18 protein-coding genes are annotated in these 18,936 nt (G+C 34.9%); 3 read left to right on the top strand and 15 right to left on the bottom strand.

Going from position 1 to position 18,936, the window contains the following annotated elements; all coding sequences use genetic code 11:
* The first annotated feature begins 119 nt into the window (after positions 1-119).
* On the top strand, positions 120-1,094 hold the full coding sequence (locus MKY02_RS05130; RefSeq protein WP_038187691.1) for a bile acid:sodium symporter family protein: 975 nt from the start codon (positions 120-122) through the stop codon (positions 1,092-1,094).
* A 132-nt stretch (positions 1,095-1,226) separates the two neighbouring features.
* Here the strand turns inward: MKY02_RS05130 and MKY02_RS05125 are convergent, their stop codons facing one another.
* From MKY02_RS05125 to MKY02_RS05095, 7 genes are all read right to left on the bottom strand, one after another.
* Positions 1,227-3,533 carry a glycoside hydrolase gene (locus MKY02_RS05125; RefSeq protein ID WP_340710747.1) on the bottom strand — a complete coding sequence of 769 codons (2,307 nt, stop codon included), beginning with the start codon at positions 3,531-3,533 and terminating at the stop codon, positions 1,227-1,229.
* A 37-nt stretch (positions 3,534-3,570) separates the two neighbouring features.
* Positions 3,571-4,815 carry a sensor histidine kinase gene (locus tag MKY02_RS05120; RefSeq protein ID WP_200866442.1) on the bottom strand — a complete coding sequence of 415 codons (1,245 nt, stop codon included), beginning with the start codon at positions 4,813-4,815 and terminating at the stop codon, positions 3,571-3,573.
* Positions 4,816-4,933: 118 nt separating this feature from the next.
* Positions 4,934-5,581, bottom strand: coding sequence for a response regulator transcription factor (locus tag MKY02_RS05115; RefSeq protein ID WP_038187705.1), 648 nt, complete (start codon positions 5,579-5,581; stop codon positions 4,934-4,936).
* A gap of 102 nt (positions 5,582-5,683) precedes the next feature.
* Entirely contained in the window at positions 5,684-6,520 is an 837-nt protein-coding gene (locus MKY02_RS05110) for a metallophosphoesterase (protein WP_038187706.1), read from the bottom strand.
* 303 nt (positions 6,521-6,823) lie between these two features.
* Entirely contained in the window at positions 6,824-7,789 is a 966-nt protein-coding gene (argF, locus tag MKY02_RS05105) for an ornithine carbamoyltransferase (protein WP_038187708.1), read from the bottom strand.
* 138 nt (positions 7,790-7,927) lie between these two features.
* A complete protein-coding gene (locus MKY02_RS05100; RefSeq protein WP_340710744.1) occupies positions 7,928-9,016 on the bottom strand; it encodes a M42 family metallopeptidase in 1,089 nt (362 codons plus the stop codon).
* Between the two features lie 71 nt (positions 9,017-9,087).
* Positions 9,088-9,573 carry a dUTP diphosphatase gene (locus MKY02_RS05095; protein WP_038187711.1) on the bottom strand — a complete coding sequence of 162 codons (486 nt, stop codon included), beginning with the start codon at positions 9,571-9,573 and terminating at the stop codon, positions 9,088-9,090.
* Between the two features lie 84 nt (positions 9,574-9,657).
* Here MKY02_RS05095 and MKY02_RS05090 point away from each other — a divergent pair, with 84 nt between their 5' ends.
* Positions 9,658-10,035: a hypothetical protein gene (locus MKY02_RS05090; RefSeq protein WP_038187713.1), complete on the top strand. Its 378-nt coding sequence runs from the start codon at positions 9,658-9,660 to the stop codon at positions 10,033-10,035.
* Positions 10,036-10,334: 299 nt separating this feature from the next.
* On the opposite strand, the gene MKY02_RS05085 is transcribed toward MKY02_RS05090, so the two are convergent.
* The 4 genes from MKY02_RS05085 to hmpA form a co-directional block, all read right to left on the bottom strand.
* Positions 10,335-10,595 carry a DUF1294 domain-containing protein gene (locus MKY02_RS05085; protein WP_038187719.1) on the bottom strand — a complete coding sequence of 87 codons (261 nt, stop codon included), beginning with the start codon at positions 10,593-10,595 and terminating at the stop codon, positions 10,335-10,337.
* Positions 10,596-10,704: 109 nt separating this feature from the next.
* Positions 10,705-12,165 (bottom strand): DUF5776 domain-containing protein, encoded by a 1,461-nt coding sequence (locus tag MKY02_RS05080; protein ID WP_340708771.1) that lies wholly within the window; start codon positions 12,163-12,165, stop codon positions 10,705-10,707.
* Between the two features lie 261 nt (positions 12,166-12,426).
* Positions 12,427-13,878 (bottom strand): DUF5776 domain-containing protein, encoded by a 1,452-nt coding sequence (locus tag MKY02_RS05075; protein WP_340711677.1) that lies wholly within the window; start codon positions 13,876-13,878, stop codon positions 12,427-12,429.
* A 297-nt stretch (positions 13,879-14,175) separates the two neighbouring features.
* Entirely contained in the window at positions 14,176-15,360 is a 1,185-nt protein-coding gene (gene hmpA / locus MKY02_RS05070) for an NO-inducible flavohemoprotein (protein WP_340710743.1), read from the bottom strand.
* Positions 15,361-15,528: 168 nt separating this feature from the next.
* Between hmpA and MKY02_RS05065 the strand changes: the two genes are divergently transcribed.
* Positions 15,529-15,972 carry an RrF2 family transcriptional regulator gene (locus tag MKY02_RS05065; protein WP_038187725.1) on the top strand — a complete coding sequence of 148 codons (444 nt, stop codon included), beginning with the start codon at positions 15,529-15,531 and terminating at the stop codon, positions 15,970-15,972.
* 163 nt (positions 15,973-16,135) lie between these two features.
* On the opposite strand, the gene rplT is transcribed toward MKY02_RS05065, so the two are convergent.
* The 4 genes from rplT to MKY02_RS05045 all read right to left on the bottom strand — a co-directional run bounded on the left by rplT (position 16,136) and on the right by MKY02_RS05045 (position 18,854).
* The gene (gene rplT / locus MKY02_RS05060; RefSeq protein ID WP_038187728.1) at positions 16,136-16,495 is read right to left on the bottom strand and encodes a 50S ribosomal protein L20; all 360 of its coding nucleotides are present in this window, start codon (positions 16,493-16,495) and stop codon (positions 16,136-16,138) included.
* A gap of 54 nt (positions 16,496-16,549) precedes the next feature.
* Entirely contained in the window at positions 16,550-16,750 is a 201-nt protein-coding gene (rpmI, locus tag MKY02_RS05055) for a 50S ribosomal protein L35 (RefSeq protein WP_038187730.1), read from the bottom strand.
* A 37-nt stretch (positions 16,751-16,787) separates the two neighbouring features.
* Positions 16,788-17,294, bottom strand: coding sequence for a translation initiation factor IF-3 (infC, locus tag MKY02_RS05050; RefSeq protein WP_038187731.1), 507 nt, complete (start codon positions 17,292-17,294; stop codon positions 16,788-16,790).
* Between the two features lie 369 nt (positions 17,295-17,663).
* A complete protein-coding gene (locus MKY02_RS05045; RefSeq protein ID WP_038187732.1) occupies positions 17,664-18,854 on the bottom strand; it encodes an iron-containing alcohol dehydrogenase in 1,191 nt (396 codons plus the stop codon).
* Positions 18,855-18,936: the final 82 nt, after the last annotated feature.

The following is an 18,936-nucleotide window of genomic DNA, read 5'->3' as shown; positions in this document are numbered from 1 at the left end:
ATAAATTTTCAGAATAATATATTTATTTGAATTTATTATGATGTAATACTTACTTTTGTATTTTATGTCTATCCTCTTTTAAAAATTTATTAGAGAGATAAAGAAAGGATGTTGCACAAATGAAAATACTTGAAACGTTTAGCACATTTATCGGAAAATACTTTGCTCTGTGGGTAATGCTGATTGCCGTAATAGCTTATTTAGCACCTACACCTTTTTTAGGATTCGGCCAATATATTACGATATTACTTGGAGTCGTTATGTTTGGAATGGGACTTACACTTAAGGCTAATGATTTTAAACTCGTTTTGACAAAACCATTACCCGTACTCATCGGAATCGTAGCACAGTTTACGATTATGCCACTTACAGCACTTGCGATCGCTTACATTTTGCAATTACCTTCAGAACTAGCTGCGGGTCTTGTATTACTAGGTTCTGTTCCAGGTGGTACTGCTTCTAATGTTATGGTGTATTTAGCAAAAGGTAACGTGCCTTTATCGATTACAATGACTTCTGTCTCTACATTACTTGCACCTATTTTGACACCATTATTATTATTGTTATTAGCTGGTCAATGGATGCCTGTAGATGCAAAATCTATGTTTATGTCTATTATCCAAGTTATTATCGTTCCGATCGCACTTGGTATACTTGTTCGCAAATTCTTGCCAACTATCGTTGATAAAAGTATTTCAATTGTGCCTTTAATTTCCGTTTTCGCTATCATTATTATAGTATCTGCAGTAGTTTCAGGTAACCAAGATAAAATCGCTTCTGCTGGTTTACTAGTATTCTTTGCTGTATTTTTACACAACGGAGCAGGTTTATTATTAGGTTACTATGCAGGGAAATTATGTGGCCTTTCTTTACAAGACCAACGTGCCATTTCTATTGAAGTTGGTATGCAAAACTCTGGATTAGGTGTAGCACTTGCTGCAGCACACTTTGGTCCACTAGCTGCCTTACCAAGTACATTCGGTGCTGTATGGCATAATATCTCCGGACCAATTCTTGCAACATATTGGTCAAAACGCCCTGTAGATCAAGTTGAGGTTGAGAAGGCTACTTCCACGGTTACACAAAAAGCATAAAATGAGATAAGAATTCTTGTCCGAATTCAAAATTATCCCCACCTGTTCATCTTTCAGGTGGGGATTAAATATGTTTTGGCAAGAATAGTCTTCACCTTAAATTGATTGGTTACAATACACTTTATTTTACACTTACTTCTCTGGTGTATAAATTGTTTTACTATTTCCATCAATGATTAACACTGATTTCCCAGGTACTTTCTCACCTTGAACAGCAAATTCACTTTCAGAGAAATTTGCTACCACGCTTAATGATTTACCATATTCAGTCATTTGGACTAATCTGTCATCTGATAGAATTTTATAATCTGTCATTTCTTCCTTTATTGCCTTTTTGCTGAAACTTGACCACACTTTAGAATGGTTTATTATTGTATCTTTGTACTTTTTCCACTCGTATTTATCAATGTGATAAAGAGGAGGTACATTGTAAAGTACTTCATACAACATTCTATTTTCAATTTCATCTGCTATTTTTAGTGTTCCCCATCCCCACCAATAAGTCGTGATTACAGAGTTATTGTAAACTAATTTATATAACGGTATGGTATAGTTTGAATCCAAAAATAGTTTCTTATATTTATCCTTCACTGGTATTTGTTTAGAAAATAGCTCAGGGACTCCGCCAGTACTTGAATAGTATCTTCCTACATAATAATTACTCTCTTTATTTTTGCCCATATCCTCATCCATCCAGGAAAATGAGGGAGTTTCTATTCCATGTGCAAAAGCAATCGTTTTGTTAGCAAAATCATTACCGCCCTCAGTTCCGACTACCATTCCCCATTCTTTTTGTAGATACTCCATTCTCTTAATTCGAGCTTGGACATCCTCCGCTTCAGTAGTAGTATGTTCTGGTGAGTAGTCATCAAAGATTTCTCCAGTGCCATCTGTATCTAAAAACCATGAGTTAAATGGTAAACCAGTATTTAAAATTGACGTTACTCTTTCTTTCACACTCGGCATTGCTAATGTCGGATTCAACTTTCTACCTACGCCTTGAAATCCTTCAATTTTTCTTCCATCTTTATTCGTTACCGTTGCTTCTTCAAACAATGAAGTATCCTTAAACTTAGCCGTTTCCCACTGCTCTTTACCTGGTTCATGGATTGAATGATACGAATCGTAAGTGCCGATTAAATATCCCTGATTCTCTGCTTCTATTACTAACTCTGCTTTAATAAACCCTTCTTGCCAGTCATCTAAACCTATCCATAAATTCGCTAACCCTGAATGCTTCATATCTTTTATGACATCTATAGTATTTGCATCTGCCCACTTTTCTATTGGGTCCACTACGTTACCAAGCTCGCTTTTTAATAATCTCTTATTAAGTTCAATTAATTCTACTGGATTTAATTTGTCTATTTTCTTATTTATTAGCTTTTGAATTTCTTTATCCTCTTTAGTAAATACTTCCGTATTATAGAATTCTTTTAGTTGCATGACAGCACTTAGGCTTTTTACTATTCTATTTTTAGTATATTTGTCTACGTAATCGTAATTATTTAAATCCTCATATGCGGCTGCAAGCTCTGCCCCATCTTCAACTTTAGTAGCTAATAACTCCTGAATCCATAATTTCAACTTATCGGGGAAACTACTTTTCAATTTTGCCCATTGTATATTTTCTTCTGAAATTACAGTTCTGTCCCAAAAATAAATATGAGGGGCACCATAAAGTTTTTCAATATTATTATTTTCTTCAGCCTTTTCCTTTAAAGATTTAAAGTCACCTTGCTCAATTAAATAATTTTTATAAGTTTTGGCAACATGTACTGGATTTTTTTTCGTTAAATAAATTCTAAAACCATATTCCTTCTGTTGATTGATAGATGGAAACTCATGATTAAAAGTAAACTCTATGTTTTTTATTGTATCAAAAGCAATTTCATTATTGTAGGGGTTTTTAATAATATATACTAACGAATATTCATCTTTATCAACTGCAAAAAACTGCATGGAGAAAGATTCAATCACTTTCATTTTTTCTTCATTTAGATAGTATTTCCAAACTGAATCATCGCTTGGAATGTACTTTCCTTGATTTAATGGGAGTAAGTATCCATTACCTTTCACTTTTGGCCAAGAAAACATATTTTCTTCATCTTTATTGGATTTGACAGTAATATCAACATACTTATCTTTCTTTTCGATATCTATATCTAGATTCTGCTCTGCATAGGTCCAGCTAATGTTATCCCCATCGTCTTTTAAATTTGAAACTTTCATTTTCTCCAATGGTTCTGAAGCCTTCTCCGTAGTTCCATTGGATTCCACCTCAAACGTAAAGGTTTCAGGATCTACACTAAAGTTAAAATCTAAATTATCTTTTTGCGTGTAGACCTCTTTGCTTGGCCTTTTTTCGTTGCCAACACATCCTGTAAGAACACTAGTAGCAAGGACTACAATTAACACGATAGATATTATTTTTTTCATGTATCGCACCTCCTAGTCTTAGACTAACCTAGGCTTGTTACACGAATGTGACAAAAAACTCTAACTTACTATTTTTCAATTCAAATCCATAATCCAAATTGTGATTATCTAAAATTGTCTTGATGATAGGTAAGCCCAACCCTGTTCCTGAAAGCTCCTTACTTCTTGATTTTTCAAGTACATAAAAGGGTCTCCAAATATTTTCTAAATCATTTTCATTCATTTCCCCTATTCCATTAGCAATCGTAAGCTTCACTGCATTGTTGTTTTTCGTTAAATGAATTTCAATATTCTTATCATAGGAATATTTAATAGCATTGGTAATTAAATTATCGAGTACAATATCAATTCCTTCTTTTTCAGCTTGAATCAAATATTCTTTGCTCTCATCAATACTTAAGGATAAATTAATATCGTATTCCTGTAGGATTAGCTTGTACTTCTTTGTCATTTCAATAATTATTTTTCCAATATCAAAAATAGATTTGTTTAATGAACCATTCTCTAACGCTGTCCAAAATAATAGCTTCTCTATTAGTGCATTCATTTTTTCAATCTGTTCTTCAATGGTGTCTCTGTAAGTACCGTCATCCAGACCGTCCGAAATTCCTTGTTCATATATTTTCACTAATGATAGTGGCGTTTTCAACTCATGGGATATATCTGACATTAGTTCTTTCAAACGCTTATTTTGACTATTAATTTCCTCATGGGCTTTTTCTAATTTCCCACTCATAATGTTTATACTTTTTGCTAGTTCTCCTACTTCATCATTTGTCATTATCTCTTCTTTCCTAAAATTTAAATTGGCAATATCTTGAGATAAATTTTTCAAAGATTCTAATGGTCTTGTGATTTTTTTGGATATCATCACTACTAAAAAGACAATAAAAATGACAGAAATGGACATCAAAACAATATTAAATCTATTTATTATAGAAATAGTATCTTCCATATGTGGCAACGGCAATCCAATAGCGATTATATAATTATCTATTTTCATAAATTTAGTCAAAACTTTATATTTACTTACCCCTTGGTCGTATATCTTATTAACGCTTTTTTCCTGCAACTTATCCAACGTTTGTTCAGTAAGCCAAAATTTATTTAGCTTTATTTTTTTCTTTTCAAACTCCAGAATCATTCTTTCATTAATTTGATCCAAACTTCCACTTGCTTCTGAATAGACAATAGTTATAGCGTATTTCTCTTCTATCTCATTCAAATCAATTAAAATGGTCTTATTAGACACCTTGAGTATATCGCTTGCCGCCTTATCCAAAATCTTTCTTTGCTCATGAATGTAATATCTGTCTACCAAAAATATATTCGCAAGTATTGAGAATATAAAGATGCAAATTACAACGGATGATATACCAATGGAAAACTTGTTCCTAATTTTAATCTTCCTTCACCTCCAGGCAGTATCCAATGCCTCTATAGGTTTTAATCAGGTCATCCCCAATTTTAGTTCTTAATCTTCTGATATGAGTATCTACAGTTCTATGATCTCCCTCATAATCCAAGCCCCAAACTAAATCAATCAACTTATCCCTCGATAAAATCACACCTCTATTTTTTATAAAGATAAGCAATAAATCATATTCTATTTTTGTTAGTTGGATAGGTTCTTTTTGTTTATATGCTTTCTTTTCGTTCTCTTTGATCAGAATATCTTTCACTTTTATTTCTTCACTCATATTTAATAGCTTTTTTATTCTTAATATTAATATTCGTGGATCAAATGGTTTCTTTATGTATTCATCTGCTCCACCATGGAAAGCGTGTAATTCGTCTTCATTTTGACCTTTTGCTGTTAGTATTAGAACTTTTGTTTGACTGTTTTCCTTTATATATTTACATGCCTCTATTCCATCAATTTTAGGCATCATCCAATCTAAAATTGCCAATTCAATCTTAGTTGTTTCAAAAATCTCCAATGCTTCCTGTCCATCCCTTGCCTCTAGAATATTGAAGCCTTCATCTTTTAAATAGGCTGAAAGTATTTTAACCATATGCTGTTCATCATCGGCAATTAGAATATTCATTTTCTGCTCTCCTTTCCGATTACAAATATAAAGGGAAGCGCCAAATAATGCACAATCCAGGGGACGGGGACATTATTTGACGCTTTACATTTTATATTCATTTCATAGAGTTATGTTAAACACCGATATTTCTGCAGGATTCCAAAACCGAACTGGAATCCTCGTCGTTCCGATTCCACTATTTACATATAGATACTTATGAATGCCAAGCTCGTATAACCCTTTAGTGTATTTCTCTGCAAGAGGGGGCGTATATATAGGACCAATCAATGGCACATCAACTTGTCCTCCATGACTATGTCCTGCAAGTGCTACATCAATATTGTCATACCCTACGTCTTCTATAAGGTCAGGCTGATGTAGTATAAGGAGATTCATTCCCTGATTACTAGTACCTGAATACGCTTTTGGAATATCAGGATTTCCAAGCATTGCTTCATCCAACCCTATAATATTTACTATCTTTCCATTTTCAAGCTCTATTGTACTACTTTCATTTGTTAGTAGCTTAAATCCAGAGGTATTCATTATATCTTCATAAAACCTGACTCCACCGCCTCCACGGTCATGGTTTCCCCATACTGCATAATTTCCATATTTACTACTTAGTTTACCCAAAATCGCACTTATTTTTGACCTGTCTTCAAATTGAGATGGTACATCCATTAAATCTCCAGTAAAAGCTATTACATCAGGTTGAAGTCCGTTAATTTTCACTACAAGCTTCTCAAGCTGCTCTAGCGAATAATTCGGACCTAAATGTACATCCGAAAATTGCACTACCCTTAGCGAACTTTCTCCTCCTGACGTAAGTTCAAGTTCATACTCCTTTGTAACAAGGCGTTTCGGTTCTATTTTAAATGAATATATAACCATTCCCGCCACAACTATACTTAATATAATTAGCCATTTTATGATATTAATAATTATCCTTTTCACTTTTACACTACCATTCTAACTTGGAATTATTAGCTTCTAATCATGGTCTATTCAGAGTTAACAGTTTTGAATGCTATCCGCAATTTAATTCTATTTTCTATACCCCGAAAAGCTATCTTGGACTAGACTAAGCCAAGTCTGTTACGTGAATGTTACAGAATACTGTATTTTATTAATACAATCCCTTAACCCATCCTGAAACAAAAAAAGATAGGTAAGGCAAATACTCTTTGCCTTACCTATCCTTAATTTTTGATAACAAAATTGCGTTCGTAAACTATTGTTATATTTCGAAATGAATAATTATCCTAAAACCGAAGCCAATACAGCTTTTTGAGCGTGAAGACGGTTTTCAGCTTGTTCGAAGATAAATGAGTTTGGTCCATCAATAACAGATGTAGCTACTTCTTCTTCACGATGTGCTGGCAAGCAGTGTAAGAACATATAATCTGCTTTCGCGTTCGCTACTAATGCATCGTTAATTTGGTAGTCTTTAAAGTCTGCTAATCGTTTTGCAGCTTCCTCTTCTTGCCCCATTGAAGTCCATACATCTGTATAAATGACATCAGCATCTTTTGCTGCTTCTGCTGGGTCATATGTGAATGAAACCGTACTGCCATTTGTAGCTGCAATTTCAGCTGCTTTTTTCATGACCGCTTCGCTTGGTTCATACGCTTTAGGTGTCGCTACGACAACATCCATTCCTACATGTGCTGCTGCTACTACTAATGAGTGCGCTACATTGTTTCCATCACCAATATATGCTAGCTTTAAGCCCTTCACATGACCTTTTTCTTCAGCAATTGTTTCAAGATCAGCAAGCGCTTGGCATGGGTGAGCAAGGTCTGTCAAACCGTTAATAACAGGAATTGATGCGTGTTCAGCCAGTTCTTTTACCATTTCATGTGAATTTGCACGGATCATAATACCATCTAAATAACCGGATAGTACATGCCCTGTATCATAAACAGATTCCCCACGACCGATTTGTAAATCGCGAGCATGCATGAACATACCTTTCCCACCTAGTTGATTCATACCAACTTCAAACGAAATACGCGTGCGTGTAGAATGCTTTTCGAAAATCATTCCCAACGTTTTTCCTTCTAATAACGGAGGACATTTACCTTCTTTAGTTATTGTTTTCAATTGAATGGATAAGTCCAGTAAGCCTTGTACTTCCTCACTTGTATAATCTATAAGTGAAATTAAATCTTTACCTTTTAAGCTTTCTACTAATTTTAACTGCACTAATTCTAAAAGTTTCATATATGATCCGCTCCCTTTTGTTTTTATTGTTAATGACCATTATACATATGCATAAATATTAAATCAAATGCATTTTTATGTTTTTTCAAAAAAATTAAACTCCTTTACTCATGTGAGCAAAGGAGTTTAATATAAGTCTTATTCAAAGATAATTTTATTCACTGTATCACGGTCTAGTTTCTTAATCACTTCAATGATTAATTTGACCGTGTTTTCAAAGTCGTCACGATGTAAAATACCTGCATGTGAATGAATATAGCGCGTTGCAATACCGATAGATAAAGATGGTACACCGTTTGCAGTTATGTGTATTGCACCTGCGTCTGTACCTCCTCCTGGAATGGCTTCATATTGGAACGGGATGCCATTTTCATTTGCAGTATCCACCACAAGATCACGTATACCTTTATGTGCAATCATCGAAGCATCATAAATAATAATTTGTGGGCCAGCACCGATCTTACTTGTCGATTCTTTTGATGTAATTCCTGGTGTGTCACCAGCAATACCTACATCAACTGCAAAACCGATGTCAGGTTGAATTTTATGCGTCGCTACTTTAGCTCCACGTAAACCAACCTCTTCTTGGACAACACCACATCCGTAAACGATGTTAGGATGTTTTTCGTCTTTTAGCCCTTTTAATACTTCAATTGCTATCGCACAGCCGATGCGATTATCCCATGCTTTAGCAAGTAAATGTTTTTCGTTTTTCATCACTGTAAATTCAAAATAAGGTACGACCATATCGCCAGGTAAGATACCCCATCCTTCTGCTTCATCTTTAGAAGTAGCGCCGACGTCGATGAACATATCTGTAATTTGGAAAGGTTTGTTGCGTACTTCTGCTGGTAAAATATGCGGTGGTTTAGAACCAATTACACCAATAATCGTTTCACCTTTACGCGTAATAACTTGCACCCGTTGTGCTAACATTACTTGTGACCACCAGCCACCGATTGTTTGGAATTTTAAGAAGCCTTTATCGTCAATTTGAGTGACCATGAAGCCAACCTCATCTAAATGGCCAGCTATCATAACTTTAGGGCCGTTTGCATCGCCCACTCTTTCAGCGATTACTCCACCTAAATTATCACTATCCATTCTGTCTGCGAAAGGTGCGATGTACTTTTTCATTACCTCGCGCGCTTCACGTTCGTTACCTGAAGCAGCACGTGCGTCAGTTAGTTCTTTTAACATTGTTAAAGTCTCATCCAATTGTTGCATTATTTCGACCTCCTAAATATTCGAATCTTTAACTATTATAATGCAATAATAGGCAATTTTCAAAAAATATTTTAGTATCCGTTACGTTGACGCTCATAATTTTTTTCGTTTTTTGATACATACGCTCGCACGATATCTTCGGCTGTAAAATCTAGTGCATTCGCCAGTGCACCGTACAATATCCATGCTTCTTCATACTGCGCTCTCTCTGGCTTAAGGATGAAGTTTAAAACCGCACCTTCTGTCTGGATGAAGAGATCCGTCAAATCTCCATCGCGGTTAGATATTGGCCACTCTTTTAAATCATCGAAACCTTTCATAATACCTAATGACAATAAAAAGTGAATAGAATCCACGAACTCTTCTAAAATTACCGAACGCTCAGATGGTCCTTTTGTGCTCCAAAATTTAAAGCAACGCGTTTCATTTGCTAGTTCACCTAACTCAACAAGTAATGCTAGTCCTTTTTCACGGAATACATCCTTTGTAATTTGTTGTGTTTCTTCAATAAATGCATCAAGTTGTTGCTGCATTGTAAAAAGTTTTTGTAAATTCATTATAATTCTCCTAACATTTTTGAAACTTTTCAATCTCTTCTATCGTATAGGAAAGGATAATGTTTGTACAAGGGGGAACTGTAGATGCTTGTTCTCATTCGTGTTTTATTAGTCGTACTCATTTTATATGTCATGTATAAAGTCATTCGCTACTTTTTTAATCCAAGGCGAAAATTCAATGATGCGGTACAACGTAGAAGTTATTACTTCTATGATGATTCCAAAAATGCACGAAAGAACTTTTTTATATCTTATAAAGGCGCTATGTTTGAAGGTGAAAAATATCTAGGATCAGCTAACGACATATTAGAAGTCGTATCCATTTTCATTGATACGAAAAATGAAATGGAACTTCAAGGTTTAAAGAAAGAAGATATTCTATTTTTAGAAAGCGAAATCCGTCGTCACTATCCAAACGCAACAATTAGCTGGAAAAACCCAATCGAACAATTGATGAAGTAAAAAAGTACCGTCTTTTTAAGACGGTACTTTTCAGTATGTAGACAAAAGGTATTCAGAATGCTCATTTTTTCTAATCATCATTTTCCTAACTTCAAAAGATTTTTTTATATTACATGTGTAGTTGATTGGAGCGTAGCTACGAAGCGACTAAGCGCCCGTCCATGGAAAGCGTCCACCGTAGTGGAAATCAACAGTCTTATTTATTTTTCAAAAGAAAAAAAAAACGTAGATAAACTCGAATTTCTTCGAGTTTGTCTACAGTCGGAAATGTACCTTCTTTTTATGACGATACTTTTTCATTAATAAATAGCTAACGAAATGACAGCATAAATTACCGCGATTGCTGGTAATCCAAAGACAAAGGAGGTATGTTGCGTTTTATGACGAAAAATACGCATACCTATATACGAACCTATTCCTCCTCCAAAAAGCGCAACAAGCCATAATGTCCTTTCTCTAATACGCCATTCATGGTTAATAGCCTTTCGCTTATCATAACCCATTAAAATAAAGCCGATCGCAGACATTAATAATATCCAATAAAGTATAATTGCACTCATCTTATTCTCCTTCCAAAGAGATATTTTATTATAAAAAACACACAGTCCAATTGCTGTGTGTTTTTACTTATTATTACAATTATATATACTTATACGAATACTATACTATTTATTTTGCTTTTACATAAGTTTTCTTCGCTGTAATATAATAACCATTCGTTAATTTTAATCGTGGTGTACCATTTGTTCCATATGCAATACTACTTACTTTGACAGTAGATCCTACTGCAATTGCTTTCCCTCTATTAGCAGTAGTGAAAGAAGTACCTTTATATTGGTAGACTTTCTTAGCAATTTTCACTTGGCCAGGGTTAATCGTCCAGTAATCATAATAGTTAGTAGGTAATTTCAATACATAATCTTTATTCGCAGTGATATATGAACCCGATGTCGTTTTTAATCTCGGTGTACCATTCTTCGTATATTCAATATCTTTAATAGTTAAGATAGTATTTTTTTTGACACCTGATATTTTATTACTAGTTGTAAGATTTACACTCTTATATGCATTTAACCCTTTTTTCACGACAATATTTTTTGGCACCGTTGTGTAGTATTGATCAATTTTACTTGTTACTTTTTGAACAAATTTTTTATTTGCCGAAATATATTGACCATTTGTTAATTTTAATCGTGGAGTTCCATTTGCAGTATTCACGATTCCTGAAACTGACACTATAGAATTCTTTTTCAATGCCGCTCCTTTATTTCCAGTGGAAAAACTTGGCGAACTGTATTGATAAACTGTTTTCTTAACAACTACTTTTTTGGGGTTAGTTGTATAATAATCATCATTCCCCGCTGTTTCAGCATCAGCTTCTTCAGTAAAGAAATGCAGTGGCGTATTTGGGTTTAAACGATTTAGATCTACATAGGTTGAAATACCAGGTACGATTCCCTTATCTGTATATTGCCATAAATTATAATTATAAGCTGGGGCAGTATTCGTATTGTTGTAACGTGGAATCCACACAAAATCAAATTTCGATGTATCAATATTTAAATCTTCATATAAATGGTGCGCAATGTATACACCTATCTTTTTATCTGTTTTAGTACGCAGTTGCTTCACGTATGCATTGATAATTGTACGCATACTTTCGCCTGATTTACTCGTATTTTCTTCAACATCTAATACATAAAATTTAGCATCTTTACTAGCGCGGTTGTAAAAAGAATTTGCCTCTTCTTTCGCATCCGCAGTAGATTCTGCTAGGCTATATGAATATACTCCAAAAGGTACGCCGTATTTGAGAGCACCAGCTTCATATTCCTTATGTTTAATATCCTCTAAGATTGAACCGTATTGTGTGCGAATAATAACAAGATCTAAATTCTTACTTGCTGTTGCCCAATCAATAGTCCCTTGCCATTTAGAAATATCTGCAATAACCGGCTCTGCAGAGCGTAAGCTCATAGTGGAATTGGCTTTCAATTCAGGTTCGGTTTCCCACTTTGTTTTGCTATCTGGATTAGCAGGTCTCAATTCATCTGCCGAAGCAAATTGCACGGCAAAAAAACTCACAGCGACTAAACATAATAGTGCTGTCATGTAACGCAGTCTTTTCATATTTATGTATCTCCTTATGTATTTTATTGCTATTTCAATATGTTTGAAACAATCTAGTAATAGCCTACATAAGCATAACAAAGTCTATATAACAAATTGAACACAACTTCAAATCATTTCCTTTACGAACTTTAAATTCCTCTAACAGTTATATATCACAGCAGTTGCAAAATGTTATATTCCACAAATCAAAAATGAAAATAAAAGAAAAACAATGAATGGGAGCTAGACTTCCCATCCATTGTTTTCTCCTATCTACTATTACTGCACGTATTTTTTATTAGCAGTTATATAGTAGCCATTTGATAATTTTAATCTTGGTGTACCACCATTTGTATAGACAATAGCAGATACTTTTAATGATTTCCCTTTTGCTATTGCTATATCTCTATTTGCAGTAGTTAAGGAAGTACTTTTATATTGATAAATTTTCTTTACTGTTTTTACTTTACTAGGTTTAACAGTAATATAATTCGAAATTTTCGCTGTCGTTTTTAATACATACTTTTTATTTGCAGTTATATAGGTTCCCGAAGTGGTCTTCAAACGTGGTGCACCACCCGTTGTATAATCAATATCCGCAATACTAACAATCTTATCTTTATTTATCTTAGATACTTCTTTAGCAGCTGTAAAACTTGTACTGCTATAAGTTCTTACTGCTTTCTTTAGAACGACATTCTTTGGAACAGCCGTATAATAATCGTCAATATTTGAAATTAATTTTGTGACATAGCTTTTACTAGCTGTAATATACATCCCATTAGCTAACATCAATCTTGGAATTCCTTTACTAGAGTAATCCATACCTTTTACTTCAACAATTGTATTTTTGCTTAATGAACCTGTTTTTCGTGAAGTAGTGAAATTTTTATTATTGTATTGGTTCACTTTTTTTCTTATAGCAACTTTTTTAGGGTTCTTAGTATAGTAATTTGATAGATCAATAGGTTTATTATTTTCGCTACTATCTTTTGTAAAGAAATCTAATGACACATTTGGATTTAATCTATTTAAATCTACATTTGTATTAATTCCAGCCACTTTTCCTTGGTCCGTATATTGCCATAAGTGATACTCATAATCCGGTGGTGTATTGGTATTGCTGTATCTAGGTATCCACACAAAATCAAATTTTGATGTATCAATATTTAATTGATTGTATAAATGATGAGCAATGTAGACGCCTATTTTCTTATCTGTTTTCTTACGTAATTCTGCTACATAAGCATTGATGATATCACGTACACTTTCTCCATCAGTTGCTGTTTCTTCAATATCAATTACATAAAATTTTGCGTTTTTATTGGCACGATCATAAAAAGTATTTGCTTCAATTCTCGCTGCTGCAGTAGATCTAGCTACACTATATGAATATACACCGAATGGCACACCGTATTGCAATGCTCCTGCTTCATATATTTTATGATATGTATCTTCCAAACCACTACCATATTGAGTACGAATAATCGCTAAATCTAGCACTTTACTAGCTGTTGCCCAATCAATTGAATATTGCCATTTCGAAATATCAGCAATTACCGGCTCAGCGGACTGTATCCTAGCATTCATTTTATATGGTGCTTTTTCTTCTTTATCCCATTCAGTTGTACTATCTGGGTTAGCTGGCTCTAAATTTTCCTCTGCAAATGTTGTTATACTAATAGAACAAATTACTGTCATGCAAACAAGTGCAAGTAAAAACTGTTTCATTTTCAATGTTTAAATCCCCTTATCCCTTCTTCTAAAGTCATCCTACTATGTTTCTAGACTTTGAACTCTATGAGTTTAACAAATTCAAACGTTTTCTAACATCCACTATTAAGACGAATTTTATTTCTTTCACTAGTTCAATACAATCTGAATTATTATTCTAAAAAAACTTTAGGCCTATAAATCACAATTATTTTTCCGTAAAAGTATAATTCATATGACTTTTTTAATATTTTGTTGTTTTTTCACAATAAAACGCCACTAGAAGTTTTTACACTACTAATGGCGTTTGACGTTCTATGCTTTTATTTCTAATTGCATTGCTGGTCCGAAAAATTCAAAATGTACTTGTGGTTCTGTGAAGCCTAATGCATATAAGTCATTAATAACTGCTTCCATAAAGTTAACTGGACCACATACATAAACGTTACTACCTTCAACTACTTGTTGTTGTATAAATTCACGATTGATAATACCATTAGGCTCATCAGAATTTAACTTGAAATATTTAGCATTTGGCATTTTCGCTAATACAGCATCAATTTCTTGTCCAAATGCATGGTAATTTTCTGAGCGAGCACAATGGATGAATGCTGTCTGACGATCAGCATTTATAGTCGCAAGCGTTTCAAACATACTCATTAATGGTGTGATACCAACACCACCACTAATGAATGCTACTGGTGCTGTTGAAGTCGTATCTAGTTGGAAATCACCAGCTGGAGCACTTACTTGCAATGTATCGCCTTCTTTTAACTGGTCATGTAAATAAACAGATACGATTCCATTTGGATGTCCTTCATCTTCACGTTTAACTGAAATTCGGTATGCATCGTCACCAGGTGCTTGTGATAAGCTATATTGACGGTTATGCAAGTATTTTTCTCCTGGGATTTCAATTTGCACAGTAATATATTGACCTGGTTTGTATACAGGTAGTTTCTTTCCATCCGCAGGTTTTAAGTAAATTGAAACGATTTTCTCGTTTTCTTGTATTTTATTCGCTACCACGAATTCTTTAAAGTAGCGCCAGCCACCTTCTTGAGCTTCCGCTTCTTTGTACATTGCTTCTTCTGTTTGGATAAATGCATCAGCAATTACGCCGTATGCTTCTCCCCACGCTTGGATAATTTCATCTGTTGCCGCATCACCAAGAACTTCTTTAATAGCTTTTAATAAAAACTCTCCGACAATTGGATAATGCTCTGCTTTTATGCCTAAGCTACGGTGTTTATGAGCAATTTGTTTTACTACGGGTAAAATGGCTTCTAGGTTTTCAATATGCACTGCTGCTGCATAAACAGTGTTTGCTAAAGCAGTTTGTTGACGCCCTTTCGCTTGATTTGCATGATTAAATATATTCAATAGTTCAGGATGTGCTTCAAATAGATTACGGTAAAACACTGTTGTAATGGCCTTACCATGGACTTCCAATACTGGTGCTGTTGATTTCACAATTTCCATTGTTGACTTAGATAACATATCAAACACTCCTTTTCTTAACTGTCTATAATTTACGCCTATTTCTACTTTAAAGCAATATCTAAAATACATCTTTAACATAAAAGACACATTTAAAATACATCTTTTAAATTTTTAGACACAATTCAATGCCGTGTTATAATGTAAACAGAAATGGTGGTGAATCAAATGCGTTTAACTTTGTATACAGATTATTCTCTACGGGTCTTATTGTATCTTGGCGCGAAAAATATTGAAGATCTCTCTACAATTAAAGAAATCTCAGATGCTTATGGTATTTCTAAAAACCATTTGATGAAAGTTACGCACGAACTCGGGAAATTAGGTTACATTGAAACTGTTCGAGGTAGAGGTGGGGGTATCAGATTAGCTTTAAAACCAAAAGATATTGTCATAGGAAAATTAGTCCGGCAAACCGAGGAGGACTTCTACCTTGTAGATTGTTTTAATCCAGAATCTGTGGGCTGTATTATTTCACCTGTCTGCAGTTTAAAGGGTGCCCTGAATAAAGCATTACATGCATATATTGCTGTTCTGGATACCTATACATTAGATGATTTTCTTCACTCCAAAGAGGAATTGGCTGCATTGTTATTTCCTAACCAAAAATAAAAAGAGATAATCTCTTAATCAAAGGTGATTAAAGATTATCTCTTTTTTATTTGCAAAAAATACATATAAATAAGCATACTGTACTTATGCTTATTTTTATCCAACAAAAAACTCATGAATCTAAGATTCATGAGTTTCTTACAATCATGCTAGTAAGCATGAATTATTTTGCGATTGCTTGTTTAGCAGCATCTGCTAATTGAGCGAATGCTTGTGCATCAGTTACTGCTAAATCAGCTAACATTTTACGGTTAACTTCGATTTCAGCAAGTTTTAAACCGTGCATTAAACGGCTGTATGAAAGACCGTTTACACGAGCTGCTGCATTGATACGTGTGATCCATAATTTACGGAAATCACGTTTCTTTTGACGACGGTCACGATATGCATATTGACCTGATTTCATTACTGCTTGGTTAGCTACTTTATAAAGAGTATGTTTAGAACCGTAGTACCCTTTAGCTAATTTTAAAACTTTTTTACGACGCTTGCGCGTTACTGTACCGCCTTTTACGCGTGGCATAGTGATTACCTCCTGCTATTCATATAGTATGAATTTGTATGTTTTCGAATCGAATTATTTCATGTAAGCAAGTAGAGACTTGATACGTTTGTAGTCTCCTGAAGAAACTAATTGACCTTTACGTAGGTGACGTTTCGCTTTAGTTGATTTGTTCGCGAATAAGTGGCTACCAAATGCGCGGTCACGTTTTAATTTACCAGTACCCGTTCTTTTAAAACGTTTCGCAGCACCACGGTGAGTTTTCATTTTTGGCATGTCGAATTCCTCCTAAACTGTTCGTGTAACTATAAAATTACTCTTTTTCGTTCTTTGGTTGTAAAACTAAGAACATGCTACGGCCTTCCATCTTCGGTTTAGATTCAACCGTAGATACTTCGGCACAAGCTGCAGCAAAGCGGTCTAATACACGTTGGCCAATTTCTTTGTGCGTAATTGCACGACCTTTAAAGCGAATAGATGCTTTAACTTTGTCTCCTTTTTCAAGGAACTTAATGCCGTTACGTAATTTCGTTTGGAAATCGTGTTCATCGATAGATGGGCTCAAGCGAACCTCTTTCATTACGATAACTTTTTGATTTTTACGTACTTCACGGTCTTTCTTTTGTTGCTCGAATTTAAATTTACCATGGTCCATAATACGAGCGACTGGCGGTTTGGCCTGAGGAGCCACAAGGACAAGATCCAGATTGGCGCGTTCGGCAATCTCCAAAGCTTCGTTACGTGTCTTAACTCCTAGCTGATCACCGTTATGGTCGATAACACGAAGTTCACGTGCGCGAATACCTTCGTTTACATACATGTCTTTGCTAATAACAATCCACCTCCAAATAGTGTCGCGAATACATGGTTTGGGCTAGTTGCCCGATGATCGGTACGAATATTTCGATGTCCACAAAAAAACGAGCGGACATAGTCGAAATGTCCGCCCGCCGATATATGTACACGCCTTAATGCGTGATCCGTTCTATCATGTAACCTGTAAACATCAACTGATGAGTCAAACAGGTGAGAAGCGGGCAGCCTCTTCTTCAACCACAAACTTTGTATTCATTAACCTTTATAAATTTATCATACCTATTCTATGTTGTCAATGATTTCACTCGACATTTTTTCAAAAGAAAAAGTATCTACGCTTAATATGAGCGTAGATACTTTCGTTTAGTTTTTATTATACATTCACTAAAGTTTTTTCTTTTACTGGGAATTTGCATGCATTACGAATAATCTCTTGGACTTGGTCTAATGTTGGTTTACGTGGATTCGATGCAGCGCAAACATCTAACATTGCATTTTTTGCTAATGTTTCGATGTCTTCATCTTTCGCACCAAGTTCCGCAAAACCAGCTGGAATCCCTAAGTCTTTTGATAAACGTTCAATCGCAGCAATAGCAAGATCGGCTGCATCACGTTGGCTTAAGCCTTCTACATTTTCACCTAAGTGTTTAGCAATTTCCGCAAAACGATCTACTTTTGCCACTAGGTTGAAACGACATACATGCGGTAATAAAATCGCATTACATACACCATGTGGTAGGTCATAAAAACCTCCGAATTGGTGTGCAATCGCATGGACATAACCAAGTAAACCATTGTTAAATGCCATACCTGCTAAAAATTGTGCATAAACCATTTGTTCACGAGCTTCCATGTCTTCACCATTTGCTACAGCACGTGGTAAATATTCTACTACTAACTGCATCGTCTTCACTGCACACGCATCGGTAATTGGTGTAGCTGCAGTAGAAACAAAGGATTCAATCGCATGAGTCAGTGCATCCAGACCAGTAGCCGCAGTTAATTGTGGCGGCATACCAACCATTAACTCAGGATCATTAATCGATGCAAGTGCAGTAACATGCTTATCGACAATCGCCATTTTTACTTTTCTTGTTGTATCAGTAATAATGGTGAACTTTGTCATTTCGCTCGCCGTTCCAGCAGTTGTATTAACAGCAATAAATGTTGGTAAAGGATTACTTGATAAATTGACACCTTCATAATCCGAAATTTTACCACCATTCGTTGCTACAATGCCAATGCCTTTAGCCGCATCATGTGCACTACCGCCACCTAATGACACAATCGCATCACAGCGTTCGTTTTGGTATACTTCCAATCCTTCTGCTACATTAATATCCGTTGGGTTTGGTACGACTTTAGGGAAAATTGCTACATCCACACCAGCATCTCGAATAATTGTTGCTAGTGTTTCGGATAAACCTAATTTGTGCAATCCCTCATCTGTAACAAGAAGTGCTTTTTTTACGTTGTAGCCCTTTAAACGACTACCTACTTCTTGAATTGTCCCAGCTCCAAATAAATTAATAGACGGCATATTAAATTCGCTTTGTACACCCATGGATAAATTCCTCCTTAGACTCAAATGGTTTGTAATTACATGCAATAACTACTTTTCTAGTATCATCTATACATCAAGTATT

Source organism: Viridibacillus sp. FSL R5-0888, from assembly GCF_038009105.1.
GTDB lineage: Bacteria > Bacillota > Bacilli > Bacillales_A > Planococcaceae > Viridibacillus > Viridibacillus arenosi.
This window is presented reverse-complemented; position numbering and strand designations above follow the sequence as displayed.